The 14467-nt window shown below is 55.6% G+C and carries 13 protein-coding genes, 1 tRNA gene and 1 pseudogene; 5 read left to right on the top strand and 10 right to left on the bottom strand.

All coding sequences use genetic code 11. The features are described from left to right. Positions 1-2: 2 nt before the first annotated feature. The 3 genes from glf to ACT2B1_RS01885 are packed head-to-tail and all read right to left on the bottom strand — an operon-like array spanning position 3 to position 2847. Positions 3-1160, bottom strand: coding sequence for a UDP-galactopyranose mutase (gene glf, locus ACT2B1_RS01895; RefSeq protein WP_481668464.1), 1158 nt, complete (start codon positions 1158-1160; stop codon positions 3-5). Further along, positions 1157-2050 carry a hypothetical protein gene (locus tag ACT2B1_RS01890; RefSeq protein ID WP_481668463.1) on the bottom strand — a complete coding sequence of 298 codons (894 nt, stop codon included), beginning with the start codon at positions 2048-2050 and terminating at the stop codon, positions 1157-1159. The genes glf and ACT2B1_RS01890 overlap by 4 nt, the downstream gene beginning before the upstream one ends. Then, entirely contained in the window at positions 2047-2847 is an 801-nt protein-coding gene (locus tag ACT2B1_RS01885) for a glycosyltransferase family 25 protein (protein WP_171124221.1), read from the bottom strand. The genes ACT2B1_RS01890 and ACT2B1_RS01885 overlap by 4 nt, the downstream gene beginning before the upstream one ends. A 543-nt stretch (positions 2848-3390) precedes the next feature. Here ACT2B1_RS01885 and ACT2B1_RS01880 point away from each other — a divergent pair. Continuing rightward, on the top strand, positions 3391-5175 hold the full coding sequence (locus tag ACT2B1_RS01880) for an ABC transporter ATP-binding protein (protein ID WP_481668462.1): 1785 nt from the start codon (positions 3391-3393) through the stop codon (positions 5173-5175). 149 nt (positions 5176-5324) lie between these two features. On the opposite strand, the gene ACT2B1_RS01875 is transcribed toward ACT2B1_RS01880, so the two are convergent. The 3 genes from ACT2B1_RS01875 to ACT2B1_RS01865 form a co-directional block, all read right to left on the bottom strand. After that, on the bottom strand, positions 5325-6359 hold the full coding sequence (locus ACT2B1_RS01875) for an NADP-dependent oxidoreductase (protein ID WP_481668461.1): 1035 nt from the start codon (positions 6357-6359) through the stop codon (positions 5325-5327). Between the two features lie 29 nt (positions 6360-6388). Further along, entirely contained in the window at positions 6389-6799 is a 411-nt protein-coding gene (locus tag ACT2B1_RS01870; protein ID WP_171124215.1) for a DoxX family protein, read from the bottom strand. A 98-nt stretch (positions 6800-6897) separates the two neighbouring features. Further along, positions 6898-7578 (bottom strand): type 1 glutamine amidotransferase domain-containing protein, encoded by a 681-nt coding sequence (locus tag ACT2B1_RS01865; protein ID WP_171124660.1) that lies wholly within the window; start codon positions 7576-7578, stop codon positions 6898-6900. A gap of 287 nt (positions 7579-7865) precedes the next feature. Here ACT2B1_RS01865 and ACT2B1_RS01860 point away from each other — a divergent pair, with 287 nt between their 5' ends. Next, the gene (locus ACT2B1_RS01860) at positions 7866-8450 is read left to right on the top strand and encodes a TetR/AcrR family transcriptional regulator (RefSeq protein ID WP_171240395.1); all 585 of its coding nucleotides are present in this window, start codon (positions 7866-7868) and stop codon (positions 8448-8450) included. A gap of 121 nt (positions 8451-8571) precedes the next feature. On the opposite strand, the gene ACT2B1_RS01855 is transcribed toward ACT2B1_RS01860, so the two are convergent. Then, positions 8572-8648, bottom strand: a tRNA-Arg gene (locus ACT2B1_RS01855). Positions 8649-8762: 114 nt separating this feature from the next. Between ACT2B1_RS01855 and ACT2B1_RS01850 the strand changes: the two genes are divergently transcribed. Together ACT2B1_RS01850 and ACT2B1_RS01845 are read left to right on the top strand one after the other, a co-directional pair. Beyond that, a complete protein-coding gene (locus ACT2B1_RS01850; RefSeq protein ID WP_171124211.1) occupies positions 8763-9788 on the top strand; it encodes a LacI family DNA-binding transcriptional regulator in 1026 nt (341 codons plus the stop codon). 4 nt (positions 9789-9792) lie between these two features. Next, complete coding sequence (locus ACT2B1_RS01845; protein WP_481668460.1) at positions 9793-11004, top strand: winged helix-turn-helix domain-containing protein; 1212 nt, start codon at positions 9793-9795, stop codon at positions 11002-11004. Between the two features lie 3 nt (positions 11005-11007). Here the strand turns inward: ACT2B1_RS01845 and ACT2B1_RS01840 are convergent. Together ACT2B1_RS01840 and hpaR are read right to left on the bottom strand one after the other, a co-directional pair. Continuing rightward, positions 11008-11696: pseudogene (locus ACT2B1_RS01840) on the bottom strand (fumarylacetoacetate hydrolase family protein). A 113-nt stretch (positions 11697-11809) separates the two neighbouring features. Then, positions 11810-12238, bottom strand: coding sequence for a homoprotocatechuate degradation operon regulator HpaR (gene hpaR, locus ACT2B1_RS01835; protein WP_171123943.1), 429 nt, complete (start codon positions 12236-12238; stop codon positions 11810-11812). 237 nt (positions 12239-12475) lie between these two features. Between hpaR and ACT2B1_RS01830 the strand changes: the two genes are divergently transcribed. Further along, entirely contained in the window at positions 12476-13246 is a 771-nt protein-coding gene (locus ACT2B1_RS01830) for an HpcH/HpaI aldolase family protein (protein WP_171240397.1), read from the top strand. Positions 13247-13250: 4 nt separating this feature from the next. Here ACT2B1_RS01830 and ACT2B1_RS01825 read toward each other — a convergent pair whose 3' ends face one another. Then, positions 13251-14393: a DUF3095 domain-containing protein gene (locus ACT2B1_RS01825; RefSeq protein WP_171124202.1), complete on the bottom strand. Its 1143-nt coding sequence runs from the start codon at positions 14391-14393 to the stop codon at positions 13251-13253. Between the last annotated feature and the right edge of the window lie 74 nt (positions 14394-14467).

Raw genomic sequence — 14467 nt, 5'->3', positions numbered from 1 at the left:
GCCTAGAGCACCGAAACAAAAAACGGTTTGAGGTCGTCACCTCGTTCCAGCGACGCAAGAACAGCCGTAGCCGTATCCAAAGACTCGCGGATCGTGACGTCCATATCCAGATAGCGATAAGTTCCCAACCGGCCAACAAAGGTCACGTTCGCGGTCTTGTTAGCTAGCTCGACATATTCGCCAAGCAGCGCTTTTTCCTTCACCTGCCGGATCGGGTAATAAGGAATGTCGCCCGGCTGGGCCGCGCGCGAATACTCGCGATAACAGACCGACCCGTCATGTGTTTCCCAAGGGGCAAAGTGCTTGTGTTCGGTGATCCGCGTATAAGGGACGTCTTCTTCGCCGTAATTCATGACGGCACAGCCTTGATAATCCCCGTCATAGGTAAAGCGTTCAAAATCCAGCGTGCGATACCCGAGACGCCCAAGCTCATAATCGAAGTAGCCGTCCAGCGGCCCCGAATAGAAGACGTGGCCAAACCCCTCGGCCATGTTGCGGTCGAAGGTCGTGTTCAGTTTGACCGTGATCGAGGGGTGATCAAGGATATCCGCGATCATGTCGGTATAGCCGTTTTCTGGCATCCCCTGAAACTGATGGAAAAAGTAATTGTCGTCGTAGTTGAACCGCACCGGCAGGCGTTTAAGGATCGACGCAGGCAATTCGGACGGGTGACACCCCCACTGTTTGATCGTGTATCCTTTGAAGAACGCCTCATAGAGGTCGCGCCCGACGAACCGCATGGCCTGTTCCTCAAAGCTCTGCGGATCAGTGATTGAACTGTCGGCCTGTTCTTCGGTGATAAAGCTATGGGCTTCGTCCGGGCGCATCGTCTTGCCAAAGAACTGGTTGATTGTGTGCAGGTTGACCGGCAGCGAAAAGACCTGCCCCCGAGAGGTTGTCTTTACCCGGTTCTTGTAGGGCAGGAAATTTGCATACCGATTGACATAGGCCCAAACCTCTTCGTCATCGGTGTGAAAGATATGGGGGCCATAGACATGAACCATGACGCCGGTATCCGCGTCGCGCTGGGTATGACAGTTGCCGCCGATATGGTCGCGGCTGTCGACAACTGTTATTTCGTGCCCTGCTTGGGCCAGTGCTCGGCCTATCACGGCACCGGACAGTCCAGCGCCAACCATCAGGAAACGACTTGCTTTCATTTCAAAGCCTTCGTCTTCAAGTTTATCGTCGTCATATCAAGCGGCTTGATCAACTGCCGCCGTGCGATCTTGAGGACACCAGACCGCGCCTCGCCCGCATTGCGAAAACTCGACAGTTTTGACAACCACGCCCGGCACATGAGCCATCCCAGTTGAAGCCGACCTGAAACAGGCTGTCCGCCTTTCAGTATCCCGGCAAAAATAATAGGTACCGTACGGCGGGACAGATCGAACATTTCTTTTAGTACGGCCTCTTCTTCTTCCGAACTGAGATTGCCAGTCTCGGCCATGGCAGCTTTCAGATTCTTGCCGACCGGACGGGTATGATGCATTGCGATTTCATCCAGAATCGCGGTTCGGAAGGCCCCGGCTTCGGCCCAGCGGCACCAGATGTAATCCAGCCCGTAGCCGCTCATGGTGTTTTCGAACAGCGGCAACGCCTTTTTCAGAATGTCCCGATGCATACATGGGGCCATGATCTCAATGTAATTGGTGTACCGCAGAACAAAGCCGGGGCACTGGCTAAACACAAAATGGGAAAAATAGCTGTCCGGGGTGAGAGATGGCTGTGCAATACGCAGTCCATAGCCACCCATGGCATCGAACAGCGCGTTCACCATTGACGCGCTTATGTCCAGATCATCGTCCGGCAGCCAGTAATAGTCGTATTGGTCCAGATTACGGTTCGAAAGCGTCTTGTACAGCCCGTCCCATTTACCGCCTTTGACCAAAACCGCTTCGACGCCGGGTTCGGGCGTAAATTCCGCATATGCTTCGTCCGAAAAGTAGCTGATCAATAGATCGTAGTTTCGGTCCTCATAGGGGATGTCCAGCCACCGGTGGTGAAGTGAGTTGCTGCCCGCACGGACAACCACAAGGCTATTCTTCATACGTGGGACCGGACCTGCTGTTCGGGGCGAAGCAAAGGACCCAGCCCGTCAATCATGTCCGGGTTCAGCGGGTGGCTCAACCGGCCATGCGTAAACTTGGCCTGATAGACAAGGTTGCGGACAAATCTTTCGACCGCCGAACCCGGCTTGGTCTTGCGACGGGCAGTTTCGATATTGCTGTCATGCGAATCTCGCTCGGCAATCATCTGCTTGCCCAAGGTCAGTATGGGGACCTTATGTTCCCAATAGAATTTCAGGTCGATATCGACAGGTCGCGCGATCGGAGCATCAACCTGCAGCAATCTGGCAGCCGCGCGCCGCCCAAGGATATAACCTGTAGTTCTGGGCGGCAGGATGTCAGACAGAACTAAGTTCTGATCGGCAAATTCCTTGATGATCTGCGCGTTCTTGCCCGGAACACCGTCCAGTTTGATCATGACGTCCTCAAAGCACTCGGGACATTCGGCAAGTGCGTTCAAAAAGGATCGTGGGTCACGGATGAAAGTGGCATCGTCTTCCAGAACAAGGCCCACACAATCTCTGGATTCAGCGATGTGCTGCCAGATCTGGCGGTGCCCAAGCGTGCAGGCCACTTCATTTCGACTAAGGGGGCGCTTGAACTTAGCGCGGTTCATTTCTTCATCATAAATGAGTTTCAGGTCTGACCGGCCCAGCTGTTCGCCCGCGATCGCATCCGAAAACTCATGACTCAATCCAAAGCGGGCCAGTTCTGCTTCGCAGAAACGTCGCCGCTCTACATCTTTTGGCAGGCTAAGGATAACGGCAGTGATCGACACGACTTTAATACCATCTTAATATTCCGCGTTCCTAATACTAACATTTAAGCAGTAGAAAAGCGAAAGAACGAGCGTTTTTTTCGAAAGCTACGCTAAAAACCCACAGCGGCAAAAAACCGCGCAACTACAAGTACCTATCCAAAAGGCCAGAAAATCAAATTTACGCCCGCAAGCCTTGCGACCTGGCATGGATACAGGCAAGCGACGAAAAACAAAGAGAAAAAGTGCTGTTCGCGGCAAAAACACACGCACGAGGCTTCAGAAATTATTCTTGCTTTTCAAATACTTAAAAATCGCAACGAATCACTCGAAACACCCCATCATTCAAACGCCCTTGCCCGGCTTTATCGGATGCTGACAACAAAAACGTCTTCTCTTTTCATCAATGACTCTTGCCGACAGCTTTCCTGACACCTATCTGGTTGGGGCTATCGCCAAACAGTCAGAACAAACCGTTGGGTCAATTCATTTCATCTGCCCTTTAGAGAAGAACGGTTATAGGTTATCTGAGCGAGCGCACAGTTTCACGATCTGGAGAACGCAATGATTAAGCGCGCCTGGGACAAATGGCGGTCAGGCTATATGGGCCGCCTCATCAGCGAGAGCTTCTTTGCGCAAGGTGGACTATACGCCGTCGCGATTGTTGCGATGATTGCCGTGGCGGTGACGACCGCCGGATCCGCCTACATGATGGAATACATCGTCGATGCGATGACCAGCCCCGAGATGCGCGGCTGGGCTCATTTGATCGCGCTGGGCGTCATTGGCCTGTTTTTGGTGAAAGCCATCGCTTCTTACATTCAGGCGGTCTATCTGGCCCGCGCCGGGAACCGGATCGTGGCCGTTCAGCAGGAAAAGGTCTATCGCAAACTGCTCAGGCATGGCGTTTCTTTTTTTTCCGAAAATGAATCTTCCAACCTGTTGATGCGAACGACCAACGGGGCGCAGGCGGCGCGAAAGCTGATCGACGTCCTTGTCACCGGCTTTGTCCGCGACACCCTGACACTGGTCGGGCTTGTTATCGTAATGGTGTATCAGCAGCCGGTTTTGTCGGTGATGTTCTTTATCGTCGGCCCCATAGCGTTGATGGGCGTCCGCTACCTGTTGAAAAGCGTCCGGTCGATCATGCAGGCCGAGTTCAAGTCCCTGGCCGAGATCATCCGCGTTCTACAGGAGACATCCGCCGGAATCAAAGTGATCAAGGTGTTTTCGCTTGAGGACAAGATGATCAACCGGATGGATACCGCCATCCACAAGGTTGAGCAGCGTTCCAACGACATTGCGCGGCTTCAATCCATCGCCAGCCCGTTGATGGAGTTTCTTGCTGGTTTGGCCGTCGCGGGCGTCCTGATCATCAGCACAATCGGACTTGCCGGAACCGAGCAGCCAACCGCCGGTCAGCTCATGTCGTTTATCACCGCTCTGCTTATGGCCTATGAGCCCGCAAAACGGCTGTCCAAAATGCGCGTCCAGATCGAAACTGCAATGGTCGGTGTCGGCTTGTTGTTTAGCCTGTTGGATCAGGAAGACACGATGCAGGAAAGCCCGGATGCCAAAGACCTTCTTGACGGTCCGGGTGAGATCGCATTGCGCAACGTGACCTTTGGGTATCAGGGGTCGATGCCGGTGATCGAAGACTTGAGCCTGACGTTCGAGGCACGCAAGACCACAGCGCTGGTGGGTCAGTCGGGCGGCGGCAAGTCAACGCTGTTTGGCCTGATTATGCGCTTCTATGACCCTGACGAAGGCAGTGTGGAAATCGACGGGCAGGACTTGCGAAATGTCAGCTTCTCATCATTGCGACGCAAGATTTCCTACGTTGGTCAGGACACCTTCCTGTTTTCCACCTCGATCATGGAGAACCTTCGCTGCTCGGCGCCGGATGCAACAGATGAAGAGGTCATCGCGGCAGCGAAAGCCGCCCATGCGCATGACTTTATCAGCGAGTTGCCCAAAGGCTACGATACTCCTGTTGGCGAAAACGGCACCTTCCTGTCAGGTGGCCAGAAGCAAAGGGTCGCGATCGCTCGTGCGATCCTGCGCAAAGCCGAGATTCTGTTGCTGGACGAGGCGACAAGCGCGCTGGATGCAAAATCCGAGTCGTTGGTCAAAGAAGCACTGGATGCCTTGACCAAGGACGTCACGGTGATCGTGATCGCACACCGCCTGTCGACGATTCTGGAGGCCGACAAGATCATGGTTGTTCAGGACGGCGCTGTCGTCGAACAAGGCAACCTTGATGAGCTACTGCACAAAAACGGCAGTTTCCGCAGCTTGTTTGATGAGCAATTCAAGAAACGGGAACCAGAAGCCGAAGTAGCGGAATAAACCCGTTTGGCGCTGTGGATGCGATGGACCGTCCGCTAAGGTAAGCCGCGCGACCGGTCTGGCCGCATCCCAATCAGATCCCAGTCAAAGGTCGAATTCTACCGGGGCCACCTGTTGGCCCCGGAATTTCGCGATGCCGCCGGACAAGGTCACGCGGCGACGTTGATCACCATCTTTCCGAAATTACCCCCCTGCAGCAATTGGTTCAGAGCTTGTGGCGCGTTTTCGAGACCGTCGACCATGTGTTCCTTGTACTTGATCGACCCGTCTTCAATCCAACCCGTCATGTCGCGGGTGAATTCCTGATAAACCGACGGTGGGAAACTATCGAAGATGATGAAGCCCTGCATTTTGACCTTTAGCCGCAGCAGGGTTCCCATGATCGCGGGGCCCATATCCGGGCCTTCGGGCAGGCCGGTCAGGTTGTACCAGGCAACGATGCCGCACACCGGAATGCGCGCAAACGGGTTCAGCAGGGGCAACACGGCGTACAGGACTTTGCCGGCCACGTTCTCAAAATACACGTCGATGCCGTCTGGACACGCCGCGACGAGCTGGGCTGCAAAATCATCAGCGTTATGATCAATGCAGGCGTCAAAACCAAGGTTTTCGACCACATGAGCGCATTTTTCAGCCCCGCCAGCAACGCCGACAACCCGACACCCCTTAAGCTTGGCGATCTGCCCAACCGTTGCACCCACTGGCCCCGCAGCAGCGGCAACAACAACGGTTTCACCCGGTTTCGGCTCACCGATTTTCAGAAGACCTGCGTAGGCCGTGTATCCGGGCATACCCAGAATGCCCAAGGCCCAGGACGGGTTCTGCGGCGTCTTGCCCAGATTGATGACCTGGGTTCCGTCAGAAATCGCGTAATCCTGCCAACCGCTGCCGGACAGAACGTAATCCCCCGCTTCATACCCCGCCAGGTTGGATACAACCACCTGACCCACAACCTGCGCTGTCATGACGCCACCAATGGCAACCGGTTCCGCGTAAGATTTGGCATCGTTCATCCGACCGCGCATGTAGGGGTCAAGCGACAGATAAACCGTGCGGACTAGCATTTCGTTTTCGCCGGGCGTTGGCACGTCCGTGGTTTCCATCCGCAGCGTGTTTTCGTCCGGCAAACCTACGGGACGTTCGTTCAGAACGATCCGGCGATTGGTATCTGCTGATTGTGACATTTTATCTCCCTTTGATCTCGGTTATTAGGTCAGGCGGCATATGCGTTGTCTGATTTTGACAGCAAAGTCAGATCAAGCGGCCTTTTTGGGCTGGCTCCGGCAAGGATGAGTGTTCCAGCCAAAATCCCAAGGTTTTTGACAAAATTCTGAACCTCATGCTGGCCTTGGACACCTTCAAAATTCCAAAAGTCATGCAGGCAAAAGTTCACCAAAAGGATATAGGCAACAAGGCCAAAACTGGCCGCGCGAACAAAACGATTGAACAGTAGCAAAAGCGCACCTGCAATGTTGGCAACTCCGGCCACCACCAGCAACGGCACTGGCGCGGGGACGTTATGCTGCTGCATCAGCGCAACATGCATATCAAATGCAGCGAACTTCATCAGTCCGGGGATGAGGAAATAGACGGCTAGAAGGCATCGACCAAGTGTTATGCTCATGATATTGCGACTTCCTAAATTACGTAATTGCAAATTTTGCTAAGGTTTCCAGCCTGAATCGAAAAGACGGGGCCGCTGTTCACCGCCCCGCTTTTTGATCACGAATTCACGGCTGCGATTAGTTTTTCCGCAGCGCCTTCAGATGAGGCCGGGTTCTGACCAGTGATCAGCAAGCCGTCCTGCAAGACATAGGGCGCCCAATCTTCACCACAGGAATATTCGCCCCCATTGCTTTTGAGCATATCCTCAACCAGGAATGGGACGATTTTGGTCAATTCAACTGCTTCCTCTTCCGTGTTGGTGAAACCCGTAACCTTTTTACCGGCAACCAGCGGATTGCCGTTACCGTCTTTCACGTGTTTCAGAACGCCGGGCGCATGGCATACCAGCGAAACCGGTTTTCCAGCCGCATGGAATGCTTCGATTAAGGCAATCGACTGTGCGTCTTCGGCCAAATCCCACAACGGACCGTGCCCACCCGGATAGAAGACCGCATCAAATGTGTCATGGGCGACATCAGCCAGTTTAACGGTGTCTGCAAGTTGCGCCGTGGCATCGGCATCAGCTTCGAACCGCCGAGTCGCATCTGTCTGGAAACCTTCTTCGGCGCTTTTAGGATCAAGCGGAGGCTGACCACCCAGCGGAGATGCCAAGGTGATTTCCGCGCCAGCATCTTTGAAGACGTAGTAAGGCGCAGCCAGCTCTTCGAGCCAGAAACCGGTTTTTAGCCCGGTTTCACCGAGTTTGTCATGCGAGGTCAGTACCATCAGGATTTTCATGTTCTGCTTTCCAAGTTGGGTCAATTCAGTTGGATCGTGCATTCCACCTGCACCGCGACCGGGGGCACGCCCCCGCGTTCATCGCGGCAAAGAGGGTCTTGGGCGACTCACCTACGCCAAACTAGACCGGTCGTCTAGTAATTTATTTTTCAAATCCTTGGCCAAAAATTTTATACTTTTGCCAAATATCTCAATTCTTGGTCGACCTATTGTACGTTCGCGGCTGGAGTATTAGACTATCCGTCTATCATGGAAGCAGACCTGAACCGGGTAAGAAGGCGGGGCAGATGAATACGCGATCTAACATTGTAACCGCTGGCCAATCCCTGATCGGTCAAAAAGGTTTCAGCGCCGTTGGCCTTGCAGAAATCCTAAAAGCTGCAGGTGTACCGAAAGGCTCGTTCTATCATTTCTTCGAATCCAAGGATGCGTTTGGCGTGGTATTGCTAAACGAGTACTTTGAATCCTACCATGCAAATCTGGATCATCTCTTTGCGAAACAAGGGCTTACAGCGGCTGAGATGTTGATGCTGTATTTTTCGAACTGGCGCGAAAATCAGGGCCTTGAGGATTGCGAAAGCCGGTGCCTGGCTGTGAAGCTTGGCGCGGAGGTATCGGATTTCTCTGAACCGATGCGGAGCGCACTAAAAACTGGAACAGACGGTATCATCTCTCGCCTCGCAACTGTCGTCCAAGCGGGCGTGTCAGATGGGTCCCTTCGCGTGTCTCAGACCCCAACTGCTGTGGCAGCCAGTCTGTATTACTTGTGGTTGGGGGCCAGCATCATGGTCAAGATATCCAAGTCGCATGATCCATTTGAAATTGTGCTGACAAACACACGGCAAACTCTGGGTATAGGCGCATCTAACTAGGGGATCTGCGCACAGTTCTGGGTCTGAGGGCGGCTTACCTTTCAGCGGACGAACCCGACCTAAGGGTGCATGCCAAGAGCGGTTAAGCGCAACGCTGCAAGCCAGCAAGCCATTATTAAGCTGGCGACCCCGGCAGGATTCGAACCTGCAACCTGCCCCTTAGGAGGGGGCTGCTCTATCCAGTTGAGCCACGGGGCCGCGCAAGGCTCTCTCTACCTGTGTTTTTTCTGGTTGTCATGGCCTTTGCACAACAGTTGTAAATTGCGCGCTGTTCACGCTACCATTCCACAAAACAACAACGCAGGTACCCCAGTGACGACAGATACAAAACGCCCGCTTACCCTTCGTGATGTCTCTGAGGCGTCCGGTGTATCCGAGATGACGGTCAGCCGGGTATTGCGAAACCGGGGGGACGTGTCTGACGCCACCCGAACCCGGGTCTTGGCCGCTGCAAAAGAACTGGGCTATGTGCCGAACAAAATCGCAGGCGCGTTGGCATCAAGCCGGGTCAATCTGGTGGCTGTCATTATTCCATCGCTGTCCAACATGGTTTTCCCGGAAGTTCTGACAGGGATCAATCAGGTGTTGGAAGATACCGAGTTGCAACCCGTGGTCGGCGTCACCGATTACCTGCCGGAAAAAGAAGAAAAAGTTCTGTACGAGATGCTTTCGTGGCGGCCCTCAGGCGTGATCATCGCCGGGCTGGAGCACACGGACGCGGCCCGCGCCATGCTGGATTCTGCGGGCATTCCAGTGGTCGAAGTCATGGACACCGACGGTAAACCGGTGGACGCGATGGTCGGGATTTCGCACCGTCGGGCCGGGCGCGAGATGGCGCAGGCGATCCTTAAGGCTGGCTATGAACATATCGGGTTCATGGGCACCAAAATGCCGCTGGATCACCGCGCGCGTAAGCGGTTCGAAGGGTTCACCGAAGTGCTGGGCAAGCACGGCATCGAAATCGAGGATCGAGAGTTCTACTCTGGTGGCTCGGCACTGGCCAAGGGGCGCGAGATGACGCAAGCCATGCTGGAACGCTCACCTGAATTGGATTTCCTGTATTATTCCAACGATATGATTGGCGCAGGTGGCCTGCTTTACTTACTGGATCAAGGCATTGATGTGCCTGGCCAGATCGGCTTGGCTGGGTTCAATAATGTCGAGCTTTTGCAAGGTCTGCCGCGCAAGCTGGCCACGATGGATGCCTGCCGGTTGGAGATCGGGCGCAAAGCGGCCGAGATCATCGCCACGCAACTTGCCGATCCGAACGCCGAGGTCGACACCCGCGTGACCTTGACCCCCAAGATCAGCTATGGCGACACGTTGAAACGACGCTGACCTGATGGCGCTTCGTCAACTGGACAACCGAACAGCGCGGGCCGTGTTCCTGGATCGGCACGCCCTTCTTGAGCCGCCGACGGGCAGCGCCAAGGGGACCGCTCTTCTGGACCTGATTCAGCGGTTGGGGTTTGTGCAACTGGACAGCATCAACACGGTGGCTCGCGCCCATGACATGATCCTGTTTTCGCGCAGGCCCAGCTATCGCGCGAAGAATCTGAAACACCTGTACGAACGCGACAGGGCATTGTTTGAACATTGGACACATGACGCCGCGGTTATCCCCATGGAGTATTACCGGCATTGGCATCTCAGGTTTCAACGAGACGCGGATATGTTGAAGTCCCGGTGGAAGAACTGGCGCCGGGACGGGTTCGAACAGCGGTTTGAAACCGTCTTGCAGCATATCCGTGACCACGGGCCAGTGTCGTCGTCAGACGTCGGCAAGGACGAAAAGAAAGGATCGGGCGGCTGGTGGGACTGGCACCCATCCAAAACCGCGCTGGAGTTCCTGTGGCGGTCCGGGGCGTTGACTGTGATTGGGCGACAAGGGTTTCAGAAACGCTATGACCTGACAGAACGTGTGATCGACGACCATCTTTGCCCCGGCAAGCTGCAGGTAGACCCGGAAGAAACCGTTGATTGGTTGTGCAATGCGGCGATGGACCGATTGGGGTTTGCAACCTCGGGCGAACTGGCCGCGTTCTGGGACACGGTAAGCACCACAGAAACCCGGGAATGGTCTAAACAGGCTCTAACTAAAGGAGAGTTGGAGGAAATCGAAGTCACCTGTGCTGATGGAAGGACGCGCAGGATGCTCTCACGGCCCGGCTCCGAAGACGTAAATCACTTGAACAAACCGCCGGGCCGTATCCGAGTGCTTAGTCCGTTCGACCCCATGCTTCGCGATCGTAACCGGGCGGAAAAGCTGTTTGGGTTTCACTACAGGATCGAGGTGTTCGTACCTGCCCCAAAGCGGACCTACGGCTACTATGTGTTTCCACTGTTGGAAGGTGACCGAATGATCGGTCGCATCGACATGAAGGCCCACCGCGACGACGACGCATTGCGAGTCAGCGCTGTGTGGCCGGAACGGTCCGTCCGTTGGTCTGCGGCACGGACGGGTCGGTTGGAATCCGAGCTCGGCCGGGTGCGCAGATTCACCGATCTTGGCCGCGTAGAGTTTGCGGAAAACTGGCTAAAAGACCCTATTTAGGGTCTATTCTGCCGCAGAGAGGGTCAAGCTTATGGGTTGCAAGCCGTCAATCGTACCCGCCAGCCTGTCACCGGGTTGCACCGGCCCAACGCCCGCCGGGGTGCCCGTCATGATCAGATTACCGGGGCGCAGATGGTAATAGCCTGAAAGATGGCTGATGATTTCGTCGATCTTCCAGATCAGCTCGTGCAGCGTTGCGTCCTGACGCACATCGCCATTCACGCTTAGAACGATACGCTTGTCGTCATCCGGCGACCAATCCGCAGCGGGTGTCAGGGGGCCAAAGACTGCTCCGTTCTCAAGGTCTTTGCCCAGATCCCAGGGCCGCTGCTTGTTCCGCTCTTTTATCTGCAAGTCCCGGCGGGTCATGTCCAATGCGCAACCATAGGCATATACGGCGTCTGCGGCCTCTCCTCGGGACGCACGAAAGACGGGTTTGCCGATCGCTACGGCCAGCTCCATCTCGTGATGAAAGTTGTCTGTCCCCGGCGGGAAGGGCACTGTGGCACCGGACAAAACCGCATTGGCTGCGGATTTCGTGAAATAGAACGGTGCTTCGCGATCAACCTCGTGGCCCATCTCGGCCGCATGCGCCGCATAGTTCCGTCCAACACAGAAAACGCGGCCCAACGGGTAAGGGGTCGAAAGCCCTCGACCGGGATTTCAAGCGGTTTTGGTAGCGAAAACGGCATAGCGACCCCTTCATCTGGCAACAACAGCGCATCTTAGAGGACAAACCACTGGGGGCAAGCAGGTGAACCGCCTGTTGGAAATGACGTCCTAAGTTCAGATCCCCGTGAATGGGCTAAAGGTCATGCAGCTCGTTCAACAGGTCCAGCAATGCCTCGTGCCGCTTTTGGCCCAGTTGGTCTTTGATTTCTTCGGCAAGACGTATCATCACTTCGATATTGTCCTGAATAATCCGCTCACCCTGCGCCGTGACCTCGACAATCTGACGGCGCTTGTCGCCGGGATTAACCCTGCGCCGGATCAAACCCTTGGCTTCCAGTTTTTGCAATATCCGCGTAAGGCTGGGCAGCAGAAGACAGGCGCGCTCGGCGATACGTGTCGGCTCCTGCGGGCCCTCCTCTTGCAGGACACGCAGGACACGCCATTGCTGTTCAGTCACGCCTGCATCTGACAGCATTTTGCGAATAGGTCCCATGACACGCTCCCGCGCCCGCAGCAATGCTATGGGCAATGAGCGTGACGTAAGTGGAAAGTCATTGGGCATAAGGAATCTTGGACGAAATCTCATCAGACTGCAACTCAGCCGAAGTTTATTAAATACGCCTTATTTAGAGACTGTTTAAGATTTTTGATGAGCGCTAACGCGATGGGCTCAGCGCGAACCGTTATGGGCGGTGATCTGCCATGCGCTTTTGGGCTGGTCAAACTCGGAACCACTGGGAATGATGCTCTCAAGGTTCGATCGCCGCACTCGCCACATCACTGATGAAAAGGTTCCAACATGCCCGCCCCTACAAACACCTTTAAGCTGGCTTTGCAAAATGGCGACAGATTGATCGGCTGTTGGAGCAGCTTTGCCGAGGCCGTCACGGCCGAAATCATGGGTACGGCCGGGTTCGACTGGCTGGTGATTGACGGAGAACATGCGCCAAACGACATCCGGTCTGTGCGCGATCAACTCATGGCGTTGTCGTCCAGTCCCACCCATCCCGTTGTCAGGGTACCCGTGGGCGACACCGCATTGATCAAGATGGTTCTGGACGCCGGGGCGCAGACCATTCTTGTTCCCATGGTTGAATCCGCGCAACAGGCGCAGGAACTGGTGCGCGCCTGCCGCTATCCACCACAGGGCGTGCGGGGGGTCGGGGCCATGGCGTCACGCGCGACGATGTATGGAACGACCACCGATTACATCCAGACTGCGGACACCCAGATTTGCCTGCTGGTTCAGGTTGAAAATCGCGCCGGAATCGAGGCTCTGGACGAGATTCTGAAGGTTGAGGGCGTCAGCGGCGTGTTTATCGGACCTGCGGACCTGTCCACGGATATGGGCCATCAGGGTGACAGTACCGCACCCGAAGTCCGTGCCGTAATTGCCGATGCCATGACGCGGATCAGGGCTGCGGGCAAGGCTCCGGGCATTCTGGGCACGACGGACGAGGCCAGTCAGGCCTATCTGGATATGGGCGCGCAGTTTCTGGCGGTTGGCATTGATGTCATGTTGCTGACCCGGGCTGCACGCGCACTGGCTGCGCAATGGAAAGGGAAATAACGCCTCAGCCCTGCATGGCGGCTGCCGCTTGCGCATAGCCGCCGGATGCGCCGTCAATAAAATGAACGTGGTCGTCGCGCGTGGCCGAGGGGACAAAACAGGTCATCATCGCCTCATCTTGCGCATGCAGACCATAGCGGATCTTTCCCTGACCACGGGCCTGTTCGAGCATTATTCGGATTTGCGATAGCGTCGCCTCGTCGCAATCCAGTGTCATCTTCAATCCGTCGTCGAACTTCCGGTAATCCGCGTTACGGCTGACCATTTGTTGATAGTGTTCGGGCTGGAAGTCACCCATGGGTCGCCCGACCTTGAACAAGAGGTAAATCAGCAGATTTTGTGCCAGCAACCCAAGTTTTTGCAAAGTGAGATTGCGACCCCGTCGCGACACATGCGCGTCGATATCCAACCCCGGCGGAGGCCAATTCATTGGCGGGCCGTTCACAGGCACAGGATGTCCCGCCCGCTCTAACCCTTCTGAGGCGACCAGAACAGATTGCGCCAAATCCGCAAAATCGCTCTCAGTCGCTTGCGCAGTCGGCTCGATCACCAAAGACACGATCTGACCATGGGCCGCCCTGATGTTTGACCAGCGACAGGACAGGCCCGTTAGATCCGGTTGCGCGCCCGGTTCCGCGACAGGCACAGCAAACGCACCCGCTTTCATCTGCGCCTCGGCCCAGGCCAACCCACCGCCCGAGAACATGGCATAGTCCACGCCATCGGACGGCGCGTAGCGGGCGACACGCAAATCCCGATCCGACGCCCGGATTTCGGCAACGGGCATCAACGCGGCGCGCAAAGATATTCCGAATTCGTCCTCGGCCCAGCGCCGCAAGGCAGCCAACGTGGATCGGGCGTCGTCAGCCGCACTAGCGGGGACGGCAAACCCTGCGCCGTCGCCGCCAAACACATAGGGGAAGTCGCTGCCCTTCATGGCGTTGATCATGGCTGAAATAACCGCGGCGCCGACCATATTCACGGTCTTGTAGCGGCCTTTGGCAATTTCGCCCGTTGAATCGACAATATCCGCCACCCCGACGACCCAATTGTCAGGAAGGGCTGAAAACTGCACGGGGTCGGCAAGCCGGGCAAAGTCGCGCAGCAAAGGAAGACTGTCATAAAACGCGGCCTGAGCGTCTTTCATAATCGCCTCGATCAGAAATCACCTCCTAGGGTAGTGCGATTGCGGTTGCTGTCCCGTGAAATCGTCACGACACA

It is taken from the genome of Ruegeria sp. S263, from assembly GCF_056780525.1.
This window is presented reverse-complemented; position numbering and strand designations above follow the sequence as displayed.

What these genes read in the sequence shown, in the direction of transcription:
- ACT2B1_RS01875 (WP_481668461.1), bottom strand. Translation starts at nt 6,359, where the DNA reads ATGTCACAATCAGCAGATACCAATCGCCGGATCGTTCTGAACGAACGT.
- ACT2B1_RS01865 (WP_171124660.1), bottom strand. Translation starts at nt 7,578, where the DNA reads ATGAAAATCCTGATGGTACTGACCTCGCATGACAAACTCGGTGAAACC.
- ACT2B1_RS01830 (WP_171240397.1), top strand. Translation starts at nt 12,476, where the DNA reads ATGCCCGCCCCTACAAACACCTTTAAGCTGGCTTTGCAAAATGGCGAC.
- ACT2B1_RS01845 (WP_481668460.1), top strand. Translation starts at nt 9,793, where the DNA reads ATGGCGCTTCGTCAACTGGACAACCGAACAGCGCGGGCCGTGTTCCTG.
- ACT2B1_RS01870 (WP_171124215.1), bottom strand. Translation starts at nt 6,799, where the DNA reads ATGAGCATAACACTTGGTCGATGCCTTCTAGCCGTCTATTTCCTCATC.
- ACT2B1_RS01880 (WP_481668462.1), top strand. Translation starts at nt 3,391, where the DNA reads ATGATTAAGCGCGCCTGGGACAAATGGCGGTCAGGCTATATGGGCCGC.
- glf (WP_481668464.1), bottom strand. Translation starts at nt 1,160, where the DNA reads ATGAAAGCAAGTCGTTTCCTGATGGTTGGCGCTGGACTGTCCGGTGCC.
- ACT2B1_RS01890 (WP_481668463.1), bottom strand. Translation starts at nt 2,050, where the DNA reads ATGAAGAATAGCCTTGTGGTTGTCCGTGCGGGCAGCAACTCACTTCAC.
- ACT2B1_RS01860 (WP_171240395.1), top strand. Translation starts at nt 7,866, where the DNA reads ATGAATACGCGATCTAACATTGTAACCGCTGGCCAATCCCTGATCGGT.
- hpaR (WP_171123943.1), bottom strand. Translation starts at nt 12,238, where the DNA reads ATGCCCAATGACTTTCCACTTACGTCACGCTCATTGCCCATAGCATTG.
- ACT2B1_RS01825 (WP_171124202.1), bottom strand. Translation starts at nt 14,393, where the DNA reads ATGAAAGACGCTCAGGCCGCGTTTTATGACAGTCTTCCTTTGCTGCGC.